This is a genomic window from Mesorhizobium sp. M1342, assembly GCF_040317955.1.
GTDB lineage: Bacteria > Pseudomonadota > Alphaproteobacteria > Rhizobiales > Rhizobiaceae > Mesorhizobium.
Genome location: NZ_JAMYLI010000002.1, coordinates 70001 through 86612, shown reverse-complemented (window position 1 = coordinate 86612; position 16612 = coordinate 70001). Strand labels below are relative to the sequence as shown.

The following is a 16612-nucleotide window of genomic DNA, read 5'->3' as shown; positions in this document are numbered from 1 at the left end:
CGTGCTTCGATATATTGTCTGGCGCATTACTGTGATGGTTCCAACGCTGCTGGTGATATCAGCGCTGGTGTTCACGATCATCGAACTTCCCCCCGGCGACTATTTCGACAGCTATGTCGCCGAGCTTCGGGCACAGGGCGAAGGGGTGGATTCCGATCGCATCGAGATGATGCGCAAGGAATATGGTTTCGACAAGCCGCCGATCATTCGTTACTTCTATTGGGTCGGCGGGATGCTGCACGGCGATTTCGGCTATTCCTTCGAGTATGAGTTGCCGGTTCGCGACGTCGTCGGGGACCGAATGTGGCTGACTGTGCTGGTTTCCTTCGTCACGATCATCTTCACTTGGCTCATCGCCTTTCCGATCGGCATGTACTCCGCGACGCATCAATACAGTTGGGGCGATTACGGCCTGACCTTTTTTGGCCTCCTAGGCCTTGCCATTCCGAACTTCATGCTGGCGCTGATCCTGATGTATTTCGCCAACATCTGGTTCGGCACGTCCATCGGCCATCTCATGGACCCGCAATATCTCAGCGAGCCGATGAGCTGGGCCAAGGCGAAGTCGATACTCTCCCATCTCTGGATCCCGGTCTTGATCATCGGCACCGGCGGCACGGCAAGCATGATCCGGCGGCTGCGCGCCAATCTGCTCGATGAGCTACACAAGCAATATGTGGTGACCGCGCGCGCCAAAGGTCTTCATCCGTTCAGGGCGCTGGTCAAATATCCGCTGCGCATGGCGCTCAATTTCTTTATTTCCGACATCGGCTCCATCCTGCCGGCCATCATCTCCGGCGCCGAAATCACCGCGATCGTGCTGTCTTTGGAAACGACCGGGCCGATGCTGATCAAGGCGCTGCAAAGCCAGGACATGTATCTGGCGGGGTCGTTCCTGATGTTCCTCGCCTTCCTGACGGTTATCGGCGTCCTGATTTCCGACCTGGCGCTGGCGCTGCTGGATCCACGAATTCGTTTGCAGGGCGGCAGCACCAAATGAAAACGGATTCGCCGCTCCCCGCACCGAGTGCTCCACTAGAACACTATGTTTCCAGCGCGCCCTTTGACCTGCAGTCGGTCGAGGCGATGACGGTGGAGCAGTCGAAGGTCTTTCAGGCGTCGCAGTTGCGGCTGATGTGGTGGAAATTCCGCTTGCACCGGCTCGCCCTTGTATCCGGCATATTCCTGGTAGTGCTTTATTTCGGGATATTAATCTGCGAGTTCCTGGCGCCCTACAACCTGCACACGCGCAACATGGACTACATCTATTCGCCGCCGCAGCAGGTGCACCTGTTCCACAACGGCCAGTTCGTCGGGCCGTTCGTCTATGGCCGCCAGATGACGCTGGACATGGACACGCTCAAGCGGAACTACATCGACAACCAGGACGATGTTCAGCGGCTCCGTTTCTTCTGCAAGGCCGATCGTTACCGGTTCTGGGGCCTGATCGAAGGTGACAGGCATTTTGTCTGCGCTGCCGAAAACGGTCAGCTTTTCCTGGCGGGCACCGACCGGCTGGGGCGCGACGTGCTCTCGCGCATGATCTATGGCGCACGCATTTCACTGACAATCGGCCTCGTCGGCATCAGTTTCAGCTTCCTGCTGGGCATCGTCATCGGCGGACTGGCCGGTTATCACGGCGGTATCTTCGACCTGATCGTTCAACGAATAATCGAAGTTCTGCAATCGATTCCCAGCATTCCGCTATGGTTGGCCCTGGCGGCGATCATGCCGATAACCTGGAGCCCAATCCTGATCTATTTCGGCATCACCGTCATCCTCGGAGTGCTCGACTGGACCGGACTGGCGCGGGCCGTGCGTTCAAAGCTTCTGGCCTTGCGCGAGGAAGATTACGTTCTCGCCGCGCAGTTGATGGGCGCCGGAAGCAGCCGCATCATTAGGCGGCATCTCATTCCCGGCTTCATGTCGCATCTGATCGCGACGGCGACGCTCTCGATTCCTGGCATGATCCTGGGCGAGACGGCGCTGAGCTTCCTCGGGCTCGGCCTGAGGGCGCCGATAACCAGCTGGGGAATCCTGCTCACCGAGGCGCGCAGCGTCAGCGTGATCGCGTTCTATCCATGGCTTCTCCTGCCGATGCTCCCCGTCATTCTCGTCATCATGGCGTTTAACTTCCTCGGTGACGGCTTGCGGGACGCCGCAGATCCCTACAAGTGAGGTCGTTATTTTGCCGCGCGCCGTGCCGCCTATTCCACCCGGTATGATCCTTGCCGGCTGCCTGTACGGTTGTTGCAGTGTTCATCGTCCGCCTCTATATGTTCCGACACGTGATCGAGTTTGGCACTACGCCTTCGGGATACACCCGTGAACAGTTCGTGTCGGAGGCATTGCCGATCTTGAGCTGGTTCAGGACACACAAAGCATATGAGTCGCCTTGAGAATTTCATCAGCAGGATGACCGCACAGCGCGACATTCTCGACCAAGTCTGCGTCGAGGTGGCGAAGATGGAGGGGCTTGTGCTCGAGCTCGGCCTCGGCAACGGACGGACGTTCCACCATCTGCGCGAGCGCCTGCCCGGGCGCCGGATCGTGGTGTTCGACCGCGAAGTCGGTGCACATGCCAGCTCAATTCCCGAAGCCGAAAACCTCGTGCTCGGCGAAATACGCGAGACGGCCCGCAAGTTCATTGGCATCGAAGCCGCCCTTGTTCATGCCGACATCGGCACCGGCTATGACGATCGCGATGCAGTGACTGCTACCTGGCTTCCCGATCTGATTGCGAGCCTGCTTCGCGTCGGCGGCTTCGCGGTCAGTGGCACGCCGCTCGATCACCCGCTGCTGCAACGCCTCCCGGCGCCGACTTCAGAGCCCGCCGATCGTTATTTCCTCTGCAAGCGCGTGTGAGCGGCCGAGAGCCCTCATCTTTTCACGCAAACGATGCTCTACCGCAATTCCAAGGGAAAGTGCTAGGCGCTTTTCCCGAAAACCGTTTACACTTCCTTGGAATTGCTCTGGACGGCCCAATTGCTCAGGGGATTGTATACACCGCTATCTCCCGCTCGATGCCGCGCAGCGAGACTTCGTGAAGCACGGGCGTCAGAGCGTTCCTGCGCAACAGATCGGCGGTGAGATTGTCGTCGACCACTGCACGGGTGGCGAAGATAGCCTGTGCGTTGGCCAGGTTCTGGACCCGTGAAGCAATGTTGACCGTCTGGCCGAAATAGTCCTGTCGCTCGTTCATGGACACGGCGATGCAGGGGCCGGCATGGACACCGATCTTGAGCAGCAGATCCTCGCGCCCGCTTCTGTCATTGAGCGCACGCATGGCATCACGCATCCTGAGGGCCGCAGCCATCGCGCGATCAGGCGTCGCGAATGTCGCCATCACCGCATCACCGATGGTCTTCACCACCGCGCCTGCCTCCGCCGCGACGATCTCGTGCAGAACCTGGAAATGCACGTGCACGAGATCGAAGGCTGAAAGGTCGCCCACCCGCTCGTAAAGCGCGGTCGATCCGCGCAGGTCGGTGAACAGGAAGGTGAGGCTGGTGATCTTCAGGCGCTGGTTGATGTCGAGCGTATCCGTACGATAGAGGTCGCGGAACGTCTGGTTGGTGAGCAGGCGCTTGGCGGTCAGAAAAGGCCGGCGTTTGCCCAGGAGATTATGCAATGCCTCGCCGGCGATGAAGACTGCCGGCAGCACGCGGGTGTCGGTCCTGTTTTCCAGCGAAATACGCAGCGGACCGGGTAGCATTTCCAGTGTCTGGTTCTGGACATGGTCGCGGTCGAAAGCCAAAGACAGGCTTCGCCGCTCTTTTGTTGGTTTGCCCTTCGCGTCGATGAACTGCGCTGAATGGGTGACCGGCTCGAAGACGATGATGAATTCGGGCGGAAGCTGTATAAGCAGGACGGCCTTTTCACCCGGCGCCAGCTCGATATCCTCCAGCGAGAACGCTCCTATGTTTTTCGCCAGATCCTCTTCCGGCAGATCGACGCCGGATCCCCAGTAAATCTGGCGAAAATATTCCACCAACGGCAGTTCGTGTGGATTGTGGGCGGCAATCCTGCGCACGCGAGGGCTGACGGTGAATGTCACCTCGACCATCTCATCAAGGGTCGGCGAATAGCCTTCGGAGCATAGCGCGCAGGTGTATTCGTCCTTCTGCAGGGTTTTCAGCGTAGCGTTGGTGTCGAGCACGCCGCCACAGCCGGGGCACAGAACATTCCATGAAATGTCGAAGATGCCCACCCGCGCCGCATGGAGGAAGGCGCTTATGGCGCGTTCCTCGTCGAGGCCATGCTTGCTGGCGAAAGCCGGCACATTGATGCGGCAAAGTTCATAATCCTTGCCTTCCGCGATGGTCCGCCGGATCGCGTCGATTGCCTGGAGATCGACATCGGTTGATTGCCGCAAAAGCGAGAACAGATCCTGAATTTCGGTCATCGTGCAGGCTCCGGAAAATGCGCCCCCTAGGTGGTTCACCGGAACCGGTCTTTGTTCCGAGCGCTCCATCTTACTTCGAAACGGATCGTACGGCCATTCGAATGGCAAAGCCCGCGCGACGGTTCAATTTCCGTCGGGATTTTCACCGATCGCAAGCGGCACTATGGTGAGTCCATGGGGTATTCATCTTTGGGACTTTCTCCCGCGCCGACACCCGGCAACCCGCCATTTCCCGCGGCCCTGCGGCTTTTCTCGGCGGGGGTCATCATCGTCCTGATCGTCGGCGCCGGCCTGTTTTTCGCGCCTGCGCTGGTCAAGCCGCGCTGGCCCTGGGCCGTCACGCCGTTCAATGCCCGCTTCCTCGGCGGCTTCTACACCGCCGAAATGGTCGTGATGGCGGCGCTGCTGGTCTGGAACCGCTGGTCGCCAGGCAGGCTCGTGCTTGTCATGGCCTTCATCTTCACCGTCATCGTGTCGGCGGCTTCGTTCTTCAGTCTCGGCTATTTCAACTTCGAGCGCAAAGCGCCCTGGCTCTGGTTCTTGGTCTATCTTGCTTCGGTCGCGGTATCCGGATCGTTCCTTTGGCGGGCCAGGGGCCGTCCTTCCGCAAAGGGCGTGACCTTAAACTCTGCATGGCGCGGCTACATGTCGATGGAAATGGTGATCCTCGGGCTCTATGGCGTCGGTCTGTTGCTGTTTCCCCTGACATTCGGCGGCTTCTGGCCGTGGCCGATCGACGCCTTCCACGCTCAGGTCTACAGCGCCATCTTCCTCGCCGGAGCGGGCGGCACATATCTCGTCAGGAAAAGCGCGCCGCGCGAAGAGCTGCTGGTGCTCGGTCTGGCGCAGTTTCTGGTCGGCTTGTTTGCCATCCTTGGCCTTGTCATCACCGAGGCCGCAGTGCACCGGATCGACTGGACGGCGACGGGAACATTGTGCTGGCTCGCCCTTTTCAGCTGGATCGGAATCAGCGGCATCTTCAAACTCTACGCCGTCTCCTGGTACTTCAGCGCGCAATCGGCATCATAGGATGATGAGATGGCTGGATTTTCAGATGATGTCCGGTGCATCGTGCCGGGCCCATTGCCTTTGCCGGGAAAGCCATGACCAGCACGACCTCGCCATTCGCAAAGAAAATCCAGCCGCAACTCCGGGCCATTCGGCCAAGCGATGCGGAGGCGCTTTGCGCCATCTTCAACATGCCGGGCTTCCGCTGGGGCACGCTCAGGATGCCATTCGAGATGGTGGAGCAGGTAGAACGGCGTATCGCCAAGTCCGGCCAGGAAACCACCTGGATCGTTGCCGAGCTGGACGGCAAGGTCGTCGGCCATGGCAGCCTGGTCGTGCAGGGTTCGCCGCGCCGTTCGCACATCGGCGAGATCAATATCGGCCTTGACGATGGCTTTGTCGGCAAGGGTATCGGCTCTGCCATACTTGGCGCGCTGCTTGACGTGGCCGACAACTGGCGCGCCCTGAAGCGAGTCGAATTGACCGTCTATGCCGACAATGAACCGGCCATCCGCCTCTACACAAGCCACGGCTTCGAGGTCGAAGGCCGGCATGTGAAGGCCGGCTTTACCGAAGGGCGGTATCACGACCTTCTGAGCATGGCCCGGCTGCGGTTCTGATGACCACGGACTTTGATCCGACCCTTAAGGCTCCGGTGGATGTTCTGGCAGTGCTATCACTGCTCTGCCCGGAAGTCGTGCGTGACATCGAGCAGAACTGGAATGCACCGGTTTCCGAATACGCCCGCCATCTGTGGCGGCCGGTGGCAAGGCCTGCATCGAGTCCGGCGATCGCTGCCCGTTCGATCCTGCTTGATATACTGCATCAGCGCCTTGATTTGATCATGCAGCCTGAAGAGGTCGGCAAGGCCCTTGAAGAATTCGACCACAGACCGGTGATTCAGTCCGGCCTCCACTGCCTGCTTCTGATGGACCGGATCACCTTCGATGCCCTCCTGTTTGCCTGGCTCGGCGCGGTCGAAAACGGGCTGTCGGCCTTCGTCGGCTTCATGGGAACGACGATGACCATGGAGACAATTGGCCGGGAGGGGCCGGGATGGCTCGATGTCGGCGACGACAAGGTCAACTTGTTTGGCATGGGGCGCCACAAACTATGCCGCAAAAGCGCCTGCGCGGCCGGCCCGGTCACCCTCAACAAGCGGGCGCTCGAAGCGGTGGGCGACGAAACGGATGCCAGCCGCTGGCTGGGCACACTGCTCGCCAGCCAGGACAAGGTGTTTGGAACCGCCGCCGATGCACTGACAGAACTCAACGAGGATCTGGTCGCCGATTGGGATCGTTCCGGCATGGCTCGGCCGGTGTTCATCGATGACCGGCTCGCGGCTTCCGTCGTGGCGCGGCATCTGGACCATGACAGCAGCCTTCTTTCCAAGCTGCTCCTTGAGCCCGCAAGGCGTCAGCGTCTCGAACGTACCCTGCAAGAGACCGAATCGAGCCCATTTGGCAGATTCCTGCCCAATGCCACGGCCTATTTCTGGGGCATTCGCGAGGAGCGCGTGCGCAAGCTCGTCCTCGATAACGGGCACCTGATCGAGCCTGAAAGGCCGAATGGTCTTTCCATCCCGTTCGAGCAGGCGCATCTCAAGCAGGCGCTGCTGGACGGCGTGCTGCTGCCGAACTTGTTCCTGACGTTCCTCGTTCTTGCCATATTGCCGCGCGTGCGGGTCGTGGGCGGCCTGAGGCAGATCGGTTATGTAGCGCTTTTCCATTCGATCCTGCTGGCCGCGCTGGATGAAACCGCGCCGGAAGAGCGCGGTCTGGCTGCCGAGTTGCAGGTTCGGGAAAATGCCTGGGGCACCCGGGTCATCGATGAAAAAATGTCGGTCCGCGAACAGGTTGCCGGCCTGCCGGCAGGGAGGCTGTTTCCTGACCTGCTCGGGCACTACCGTTCGCACACCTTTGCCGAGACGACCGACGACCTGAAACTGGTTCGTGAAAACGCCCGATGGCGCAAGATAGGCCGAGCCTTTGGCGTCTGATCCGGGCCGCATGCCCTCATTTGTCATTGCACTATTCCGGCCTTGCGGAGCCCGTCGACCGTGAGTTCGATATCGGCAGGGTTCTTGTAAGGCAAGACTTTGCGACGGTATTCCAGCGAATAGTCAGGATTGACGCGAGCAGTTCCTGCCATGCCGCCACGCGTGGGGAAAACGGCCCAGATGGCCGTAACTGTCGTTGCGAGCCAGCCCCAAGTCGCCCAATGAGGGTCACTAGTTGGGTCAAATCTTTGCGTTGATCATTTGCGGCTTGAGATGCAGTGCGCTCCAGGATCGTCAACCGGAAATCAGGCTGGGAGCCGCCACATTCGTACACGACCTGCACCACGCAATTCCGTTTCCTCAAGTGGGTCGCAAGCAAATTTTGGCCCAAGCAGTTGGCGCGTTGCATCGGAGATACGGATTTCACCGGGCTCCGCGGACGTTTGAATACGTGAGGCGAGATTAACGGTCTCGCCCCACAGGTCATAGGCGAACCGCCTTTTGCCTATGACGCCAGCGACGATCGGTCCCGAGTGAATTCCAATTCTCAGCCTTATCGGTTCTCCTGCGAAGAGTTCGCGCTTGACCGCCTTGCGCAGTTCAACTGCATAGTGCGTGAGGGCTCGTGCATGATCGGATCGCGCGGTGGGCAGGCCAGCGACCACCATGACACAATCGCCGATAGTCTTGATCTTTTCGCAGCCGTGTCGTTCCGAGAGCCTATCCGCCGCCTTGAAGAAGTAATTCAAGATAGCGAGCGTAGTCACCGCTCCGACGCTGCGCGCTCTTTCGGTAAAACCGACGATGTCGGCAAAAAGCACACTCACCTCCGCGTGGTTGTCGGCAATTTTCTTTTGCGCTTTCAACCGCTCCGCGATCGACGCCGGAAGAATGTTGAGGAGCAGGGATTCCGCGCGCTGGTATTCACGCGACAATCCCTCCTGACTCTTCCTCAACGCCTCATTGGCCGAATGTAACTTCTCGTTGAGTTGGCGCTCCCTCTCTTGCAGAAGAGTCATTTCATAAGCCTTCTGTTGAAGCCGCTGCTTGTTGTCGCGTTCGGCAGTGGCATCAAGAAAGAGCAGCCACACGCAGTCATCATCAGCAAAAAGATGAAGGTCCGCGACACGCCCGCTGGGCAGTTCGACCATAGGCATATGAAATGGAAGCTCCGGGCAAGGCAGCAAACCTTCCATGAATTCAAGCTGGTCGGCTACAGGCTTACCGATGCGAAGGCATGAGAGCCCGTAATGTTCAACGTTACCGCCCTTCGCCGCTGTCCGCAGCTGGGCGTCAATTTTCACATACGCAATAGCACGCTCGTTGTAGAAGAAATCGTAAATCCAGCTTCCGACCTCTCTTGGCAATCTTTGCATGGTCTATTTGGTGACCATCGAAGCGAGTTTAAGAAACGCATCATCGACATGCTCACCCGAGAGCGCACTTGTCAGATAGACTTGCCATCCGCGTTGCCTCAGTTCGTCAATTTCTCTATCTGGTATTACCCACCGATCGGCCAGATCTGATTTGTTGAAAAGCAGTACGAACGGCATAGCACCGAATTCAGCCTCGACCCGCTCGCGCAGCGTGAGTGCAGCGGTAAGGGTAGCGGCGCGGGTTCCATCGACGACAAGCACGAGGCCTGTCGCACCTCGCACATGGCTGACGCGGAATGAGCCGATATCATCTTCGCCGGCCAAATCCCATAAAATCAGATCCACTGTTTTGTCCGGGAGTGCGACACTCTTTTTGTCGATTTTCACTCCCACCGTGGTCAAGTAGGTCTCTGAAAAGATGCTTTTCACAAACCTGCGAACCAGGCTCGTCTTTCCAACAGAGAACCCGCCCAACATACAGATCTTTTTTTGCAACATCTTGGGCTCCGACCTAGTCCAAGTTTACCGTAACGGAAACCCGGCGATTGGTGGAGCTACCAGCCTGACTATTTTCAGGCACCGCCGGTTCAAAGGTGCCCGCGCCCCGAACCAGCAGCAGTTCCGGGGCGACGCCGCGCTTGTTGAGAAGCGCACGAACTGTCTCGGCACGGGCGGCGCTGATCGACGCGTTGGCCGTCTCACGGCCCGTGGTGTCCGAATGGCCGGTCAACATGAACCGCGCAGTTACGCCTGACTTGCGGGCATTTTGGGCGAATTCCTTTATTTGATCCGCCAATCTGTCGAGAACCGGCGTCTGCTCTGGTCCCGGCACAACTTTGCCGGAAGAGAAGAAAATGTCGGTCGTCTGGATAGACTCTCTCAAATGATTGAGCTCTGCAAGGTCCAGCTCACGCAGTTGCGAGACATCCAGAACCACTCCGTCCGCCGAAAGTTGTTCAGCGGCGGCCTGCGCCCGGTCGATCCAGGCGGCAGGAGCCTCGCCCACGACAACGATGCGACCCTGGATGATCGAAAGTCGGACCGATTTCGGCGGCGTCAGCGACGCCGTCAGCCGCTTCACCACAAACTTCGGATCAAGGCTCTGGTAGAATTGCCACTGTGAATGAACGCGGGCAGGATCGACCTCCGTTCCGGACAGCAGAGCTTGCGGGTCGGCGGCAAGCGGGTCTCGCAGGCCGGAAATATAGAAATGTCCACCCCTGGTCGATTGTTGGGCGACGACAATTCCCGGTTGGGCCTCAAGTCGCGACACATAATACTGCCAGTGCTCCGCCGCGCGTGCTTCGGGGCTCACATCACGAACCTTGGAAATGTCGAATTCCGGTCCACCTGCCGAAAGCTGTCGGGCCGCTGCGCGCGCCCGATCTATCCAGGTGTCGGGAGCCTCGCCCTCGGCAATGATGCGATTATTGACGATCGAAAGTCGTACTGTATCCGGTGGATACAGCGACGCCGTCAGCCGTTTCAACACGAACTCCGGCTCAAGGCTCTGATAAAATTGCCATTGTGAATGAACCCGGGCGGGATCGACCTGCGTTCCAGACAACAGCGACTGCGGGTCGTCGGCAAGCGGGTCTCTCAGGCCGGCAATATAGAATCGGCCATCGCGTATTTTTTGTTGTGCAACGATGATGCCCGGCTGGGCCTCCAGTCGCGACACGTAGGCCTGCCAGCGCTTCGCCTCGAGTACTTCGGGGCTTACGTCACGAACCTTGGAGATGTCGAATTCCGGTCCGCCTGCCGAAAGCTGTCGGGCCGCTGCACGCGCCCGATCTATCCAGGTGTCGGGAGCCTCACCCTCGGCAACGATGCGCTCATTGTCGATTGATAGTCGTACTGAATCCGGCGGAGCCAGCGACGCCTTCAGCCGCTTCAGCACGAACTCCGGTTGAAGGCTCTGATAGAATTGCCACTGCGAATGAACCCGGGCGGGATCGACCTGCGTTCCAGACAACAGCGACTGTGGGTCGGCGGCAAGCGGGTCTCTTAGGCCGGCAATATAGAATTGGCCGTCGCGCGCCTGTTGTTCGGCAACGATGATGCCCGGCTGGGCCTCCAGTCGCGACACGTAGGCCTGCCAGCGCGACACATAAGCCTGCCAGCGCTGCCCGGATTGCCAGGAAAGAAAGAACCAACCGCCTGCCAGAATCAAAAACAGCAGGGCCACGGCGGCCACCAGCCACGGAAATCCCTCGTTTGATTCCTCCTGCTTCTGCTCCACGCAGGTCCGCAATTGCGCCTCTACCCCGGCCAACTGCGAACTGTCGCCGTCAAACTCTACTAAAGCCTGTGAGCATTCCTCATGGATGCGAAGCAATACATCGCGAACTATTTCATGCAATTCCTCTGGCGGATTTCCCCGGATCACCGAAACCAGGGTCGCAAACGGTCCAACTTCCGACCAGAGACGAAGGTCGCCAAAACGGATAGTGTCCAGGCCGCTCTGCTCTCTCTCGTTGAATGAATCTTTCACAAAATCTTGAATTGCACTAAGCATCGACGAAATCAGCTGGGGATCTTCGCTCGTCGCATTGTCGGCAGCTACATGCGCTATCAAAAGCCCGGAATTACGATTAATGAGAAAGGCATGCTCTACACGATAGATAAGAGAATGCTTTAGGACAACTTCCGAGAAGCTCGCACCTGTCCTCCAAGCTTCAAATCTCCACTTGAGCCCATGCCAGGTAAATATATGTCTTAAAGTTTCATTCAGTGACTGAAATGTCTGGTCGATCTTTTCCCCGATCGACTTGCGGATTGCCGGCAGAAACACCGGGTATAATATATCCGTCAGCGTGCGCGGGCTCTTCTGGATTGACCGTTGCACAGCCCGTTCGACAGCTGGCGCAAGCGCCTCGCCGAGCTGCGCATGAGTCGCTCGCGCGACCGCAATGGGAAGAACATCGCCCACCGCTGCCGCAAGCTGCTCGGGTTCGTCCAGCAGATGCGTAACTCGTGAAAGCTCCGAAATTTCGCGGCTGACCAGCAACTGGCGCAGCGTTTCCATGCGAGGATCGGCGGTTGGAACTCCGTCGAAACGCGCACGATAGTCCGGATCAACGTTCCGGGCAATTTCGACCAAAAGACGAGCCAGAGCCTCGCGATCAATTTCTGTATCGTTCGAGGCTGTTCTTTGTGGAAGACTGATTGGGTCGACGGTTGACGTCAAGGTCCCATCAACTCACTTTCCAGCTACGATCCGAGTTGCCCTTGCTGCCGACGGGATCCTGATTCAGACATTTCGCAACCTCTACAAACAGGCCAGCCAAAAGATTTCGGTCGGTCTTAACGTTGCTGAGATCGGCAAACATTTTCTCTATCAGCATCTGAACGCCTTCATTCTTCTGCTTAATTTCCTCACGCAACAAATGATCGTTTCGATTTATCCGGTCCGAAACGTCCCGCTCAAGCGCGCTCAATTGATCCGACAACGCACGCACCTGCTTTTCAAGTGCCTGGTTTTGCTCGCGAAGATTCCGGTCAATCTCCTTGTCGGCATCGGCTCGTGAGTCTTTTTCGTTCCGCAATTGCGCCGCGAGCGAATCGATCTGCTTCTTTGCATTTGACTCGTACATCTCAAGATTGCGCTTGGCTTCGGATTCGACATCCTTGAAGCGCTGCAACACCCGTTCTTCAAGCTTGGAAAAACGGCGGTCATAGTCCTGCATCTGGTTGCCGAACAGCAGATCGCGTATCTTGTCGACACCTACGGCGTCGCCGGCGCCCCCGTTTTCGCGAACCTGGGCCGCCATGAAGTTCAGCCCGCTTCCGTCTGCATTACCGATCAAATTTGCGTCCGCCTTGTTTGCGGAGGAAACGGCACTCGAAGTACTCGAAGATTCCTTGGCCATCCTTATACCCCTCTATTTGAACCACCTGCCACAGTGCAGAGACCCATAAACAGGTGAAGATGCCAGCAAAATCCGCGACCTGCAAGCCGGAATCTTCTTGGCGAAAGCCAATTTGCGTGCTCTTTTTACACGTCTTGGACCGGCCGAAAAAGCACCAGTACCGCTAGGTGTTGCTCTCGCCCCTCTCTGTGATAGCAACCATAGCCGTTTAATCTAATTGGTTATCGAGCGAAATCTACTATGAAGCCGAGTGATACAATGGCATTATGTATATCTATTTAGACAGACGTAAGTAATGAGTTTTAATTAGAAATTGCTAAAATAGCTGTTCCAGTGAGCAGCATATTGGCTCTCGCTCCGCTATATACTGCCACCATCAGCTTCCGGCGCGATCTCAACAGTAGAAGGAGAATCTTCTTCTTACACGAGGAATCGCCGATCAAGAATGCAGCCCGGAATCGAGGTGTTTCGGTCGATAGGAGAGAGCAATAGGTCCCAATAGCTGGCAGTCATTCAACCAAAGCTTCAGTGGGCTTGCATTGCTGCGTCGTCGATTGCAAAGGACGGCAGTTTGCCATAGCCAGGTGCCAGGGACCGCAGCTTGTGGTCATGGTGCCGATTTCAGGGATCGACATGAGTATGCGGCATGCTTGGTTTTGACGTGCATCTGCGACAGCCGGCGTCCGATCTCGGCGGCACGGATGAAATGCTGCGCCAGGCTTCTAATGTCGCTAGCACGACAGGAGCAAGCTCGCACTGCAGCCAAATGGCGGCGCGACGGCTCGGAAGAGTTTACGGGAGACTGTTTGGACGCAGCATCCTCGGTGACCGTTTCCTTTGGCGGGAAACCGCCGGCTATGTCTCGGGGCTCTTGTACCTTCGAACCAGGCTTGGGTAAGACGGCATGGCGCATAATCCATTGGTTTCAATCGTGGTTCCTGCGCACAACGCAGAGGTGACGCTGGCGCGCGCACTCGATTGCCTTCTCGATCAGGAAATCGTGGATTGGGAGGCGATCATCGTCGACGACGCCTCCACGGACCGCACCCCCGCGATCATTGCCAGTTATGTGGAACAAGATTCCCGATTTCGGACGTTGAATTCTTGCGCCCGTGGCCCCGCCGGCGCGCGCAATAGCGGGATTTCGACGGCGCGCGGCCACTGGCTCATGTTTCTGGATGCGCACGATTGGGTAGACGCCAGCTTCCTCGCGAAAATGCTAGCCGCACTGGAGGCTGCGCCCGATTCAGTGGCCGCCTATTGCGGCTCCCAATGCGTGATGCCCGATGGCGAACTTATCTGGTTGAGCATCTCGTCAGAGGTTGCGATCCAGCCCTTTGAAACATTTGCCCGCCGGTGTGCCATCGCCACCCACGCGCTGCTGCTCGACCGGGAGACAATCGTCGAGTTGGGCGGTTTCGATGTGTCGCTGCGCACATGCGAGGACTGGGATCTGTGGCAGCGCCTCGCCCGTCTCGGCAGAAATTGGGTAATGGTCGACGAGCCGCTCGCCTTCTACCGGGCTAGCCCCAACTCGCTCACCCGCAATTCATCTCAGATGCTGGCCGACGCGGAAATCGTCATCGCCCGTGGCTTCTCTGCCGACTCCAGAGTCAAACACCCGGTGACTATCCACGCCAACGGAGCGAACTCGGCGGATGGCCGCACCGCTTCCGAAGCACTCGCGTGGTTCGCATTTTGGAACGCCGCGTCGGATTGCGGCGGCGGCTCGGGCTCGATCAACCCGCAGTCCCTGCGCGCGCTTCCGGCCGGACGCAAGTGGGCGAGTGAGATCGCCAAGGTAGCCATCAACGGCCTTGCGGTGGGAAGCCTGTCTGTGCCGGCGCAACTGGCTGCCAGGTGGGGAAGGTTCGGCCGCGCCATCACCGAGTTGATTACCGAACTCGGCAAGGTCTGGGACAATCCCGCAGCGGCTCGCCGCATCCAGTATCAGCTTGAGCAAATGCTTCTCGACGCCGACGATCTTGGCGCGCCGCGCAGGCTGGCGCGAACACTTGGAATCCGCGTCGACGCTCGAAATCCGACCTCGACCGAACTGCCGGAAGGAATCGACCAAATCTATGCCTACCTGATGATGGATGGCCACATCGAGGCCGTCGTACAATTCGGCGTGCTCGGGACAGTGACAAGGGATCATTGGATTGAACTGATCCGGAATTTCGCACCGCAAAAGGAGGCTGGCGCCAACACTCCGAACACGCTTCCAGCCCGGGCATTGTCAGGCACAGCCGAACGCGAGCCTGATCCGGACAGCCATTTCGGCAAACTCGCGAGATTGGCTGCGCAAGCGCGGGAGTTGGTCCGGTCGAGCGCCGAACCTGCGGAGCCTTCTGCCGCGCCGCGCCGTGCACGGCCCAGGCACGACGAGAATCGCACGTTGTTCTGGAATGGCTATTTCACGACCGAGGATCCCTGGAACTACAGTTCGTCCTATGAGCAGGAAAAATATGAGCGGCAACTCGAGATTCTGCCTGCGGGTCCCATCGGACGGGCACTTGAGCTCGCCTGCGCGGAGGGCCACTTCACGCGGCAGCTGGCGCCGCGAGTGGGCCATCTGACCGCAACCGACATCTCCGCCATAGCCGTGGGACGGGCCCGCGCGCGATGCAGCGATCAGCCGAACGTCGAATTCGGCGTACTGGATTTCTCCGCAGACACGCTGCCGGGTGAAATGGATCTGATCTTCTGTTCGGAAGTGCTCTACTATCTGGATGATCTCGCCGAGTTGCGGCGCATTGCCAAAAAATTCGCAGAGGCGTTGGCGCCTGGCGGCAGTTTCATCAGCGCCCACGCATTCGTGCTGCGTGACAATGTTGAAAGGACGGGGTTCGACTGGAACACATTCGGGGCACAAGCGATCTCAGAGGCGCTCGCAGCGACCGAAGGTCTCGTCCTCGAGCAGTCGATCCAGACCAAGCTCTATCGCATAGACCGCTTCCGCCGCCTGTCACCGCACGATGTAGTGACGGAACCGAGGATTGATCATGCGCCGATCCGCGCGCCCATCGGACTCGGGGTCGCCCGAAATATCGTCTGGGGCGGGGCGCGGGCCTTGCGCCGCGACGTCGCGCGCAGCGAGCGGCGGCCACGTATCCCTGTCCTCATGTACCACAGCGTCGCCGAAGAAGGTCCGGCTGCCCTCGCCCGTTTTCGGCTAACGCCCGCCGCATTCGCCAGCCAGATGGCATGGCTGCGCGCCAATGGCTTTCACGCGACCACGTCCGAGCAACTGGAACGGTCCATCGCCAACCGTCAGCCTTTCGCTGGCCGCCCAGTGCTCATCACCTTCGATGACGGTTTCCAGAATTTTGCCGACCAAGCCTGGCCAACCTTGCGCGCGAACGACCTGACCGCGGAAGTGTTCCTGGTGACTGACCTGGTGGGTGAAAGCGCGCAGTGGGATGCCGAAAACGGTCCGCCGACGCAGCTTATGGATGCCGGGACGGTGCGGCGGCTCGCCGCCGAAGGTGCGTTCTTCGGAAGCCATCTCGCGACGCATCGCGCGATCGATGGTCTGTCGAGCTCTGACTTGGCCGCCGAACTGCTGCGCTCTCGTATGTTCATCGAACGTTGGACCGGTCGGCCAACCTCGGCGTTCGCGGCACCCTTCTCTGTCACCGACCGACGGCTCGGCAGACTGGCCAAGGAGTCCGGCTATCGGATCGGCTTCGGCAGCAGACACGGGCCGGCGGACCTTAATTGCGATCCCATCGATCTTCCACGCATCGAGATTCGCGGGGATCGCTCGCTCGACGACTTTGTCGCCACCGTCGAGGCCATGCTCGATTAAACGGTGAACTTTGTCACGGTCATCGGTCCCGCTCACGTGCGCAAGATCGACGAAACGCTCCGCACTCGCCAGACTGCTGCGATCGCCCGATGTCACCCCGAGATCGGAATGACCTGCCCCGGCGGCTGAGTAAACACTGCC

Annotated in this window: 12 protein-coding genes; 7 read left to right on the top strand and 5 right to left on the bottom strand. The window is 58.8% G+C overall.

Going from position 1 to position 16612, the window contains the following annotated elements; translation table 11 throughout:
* Position 1: 1 nt before the first annotated feature.
* The 3 genes from NKH06_RS02075 to NKH06_RS02065 all read left to right on the top strand — a co-directional run bounded on the left by NKH06_RS02075 (position 2) and on the right by NKH06_RS02065 (position 2865).
* Positions 2-1000 (top strand): ABC transporter permease, encoded by a 999-nt coding sequence (locus NKH06_RS02075; protein ID WP_023809555.1) that lies wholly within the window; start codon positions 2-4, stop codon positions 998-1000.
* Positions 997-2178, top strand: coding sequence for an ABC transporter permease (locus tag NKH06_RS02070; RefSeq protein WP_031212616.1), 1182 nt, complete (start codon positions 997-999; stop codon positions 2176-2178). Before NKH06_RS02075 ends, NKH06_RS02070 begins: the two co-directional genes overlap by 4 nt.
* Before the next feature lie 207 nt (positions 2179-2385).
* Positions 2386-2865: a class I SAM-dependent methyltransferase gene (locus NKH06_RS02065; RefSeq protein WP_023809557.1), complete on the top strand. Its 480-nt coding sequence runs from the start codon at positions 2386-2388 to the stop codon at positions 2863-2865.
* A 124-nt stretch (positions 2866-2989) separates the two neighbouring features.
* Here NKH06_RS02065 and NKH06_RS02060 read toward each other — a convergent pair whose 3' ends face one another.
* Positions 2990-4405, bottom strand: coding sequence for an adenylate/guanylate cyclase domain-containing protein (locus NKH06_RS02060; protein WP_023809558.1), 1416 nt, complete (start codon positions 4403-4405; stop codon positions 2990-2992).
* A 189-nt stretch (positions 4406-4594) separates the two neighbouring features.
* On the opposite strand from NKH06_RS02060, the gene NKH06_RS02055 reads away from it, so the two are divergent.
* The 3 genes from NKH06_RS02055 to NKH06_RS02045 all read left to right on the top strand — a co-directional run bounded on the left by NKH06_RS02055 (position 4595) and on the right by NKH06_RS02045 (position 7412).
* A complete protein-coding gene (locus NKH06_RS02055) occupies positions 4595-5434 on the top strand; it encodes a hypothetical protein (RefSeq protein ID WP_352892053.1) in 840 nt (279 codons plus the stop codon).
* A gap of 74 nt (positions 5435-5508) precedes the next feature.
* A complete protein-coding gene (locus NKH06_RS02050; RefSeq protein ID WP_352630582.1) occupies positions 5509-6033 on the top strand; it encodes a GNAT family N-acetyltransferase in 525 nt (174 codons plus the stop codon).
* The gene (locus NKH06_RS02045) at positions 6033-7412 is read left to right on the top strand and encodes a hypothetical protein (RefSeq protein ID WP_352892051.1); all 1380 of its coding nucleotides are present in this window, start codon (positions 6033-6035) and stop codon (positions 7410-7412) included. The genes NKH06_RS02050 and NKH06_RS02045 overlap by 1 nt, the downstream gene beginning before the upstream one ends.
* A 305-nt stretch (positions 7413-7717) precedes the next feature.
* Here NKH06_RS02045 and NKH06_RS02040 read toward each other — a convergent pair whose 3' ends face one another.
* The 4 genes from NKH06_RS02040 to NKH06_RS02025 are packed head-to-tail and all read right to left on the bottom strand — an operon-like array spanning position 7718 to position 12660.
* A complete protein-coding gene (locus NKH06_RS02040; RefSeq protein WP_023809563.1) occupies positions 7718-8788 on the bottom strand; it encodes an adenylate/guanylate cyclase domain-containing protein in 1071 nt (356 codons plus the stop codon).
* 3 nt (positions 8789-8791) lie between these two features.
* Entirely contained in the window at positions 8792-9286 is a 495-nt protein-coding gene (locus NKH06_RS02035; RefSeq protein WP_023809564.1) for a Rab family GTPase, read from the bottom strand.
* Between the two features lie 13 nt (positions 9287-9299).
* Complete coding sequence (locus NKH06_RS02030; RefSeq protein ID WP_352442500.1) at positions 9300-11978, bottom strand: OmpA family protein; 2679 nt, start codon at positions 11976-11978, stop codon at positions 9300-9302.
* Between the two features lie 7 nt (positions 11979-11985).
* On the bottom strand, positions 11986-12660 hold the full coding sequence (locus tag NKH06_RS02025) for a coiled-coil domain-containing protein (protein ID WP_031212622.1): 675 nt from the start codon (positions 12658-12660) through the stop codon (positions 11986-11988).
* 904 nt (positions 12661-13564) lie between these two features.
* On the opposite strand from NKH06_RS02025, the gene NKH06_RS02020 reads away from it, so the two are divergent.
* Positions 13565-16471 carry a trifunctional glycosyltransferase/class I SAM-dependent methyltransferase/polysaccharide deacetylase gene (locus NKH06_RS02020; protein ID WP_352442499.1) on the top strand — a complete coding sequence of 969 codons (2907 nt, stop codon included), beginning with the start codon at positions 13565-13567 and terminating at the stop codon, positions 16469-16471.
* Positions 16472-16612: the final 141 nt, after the last annotated feature.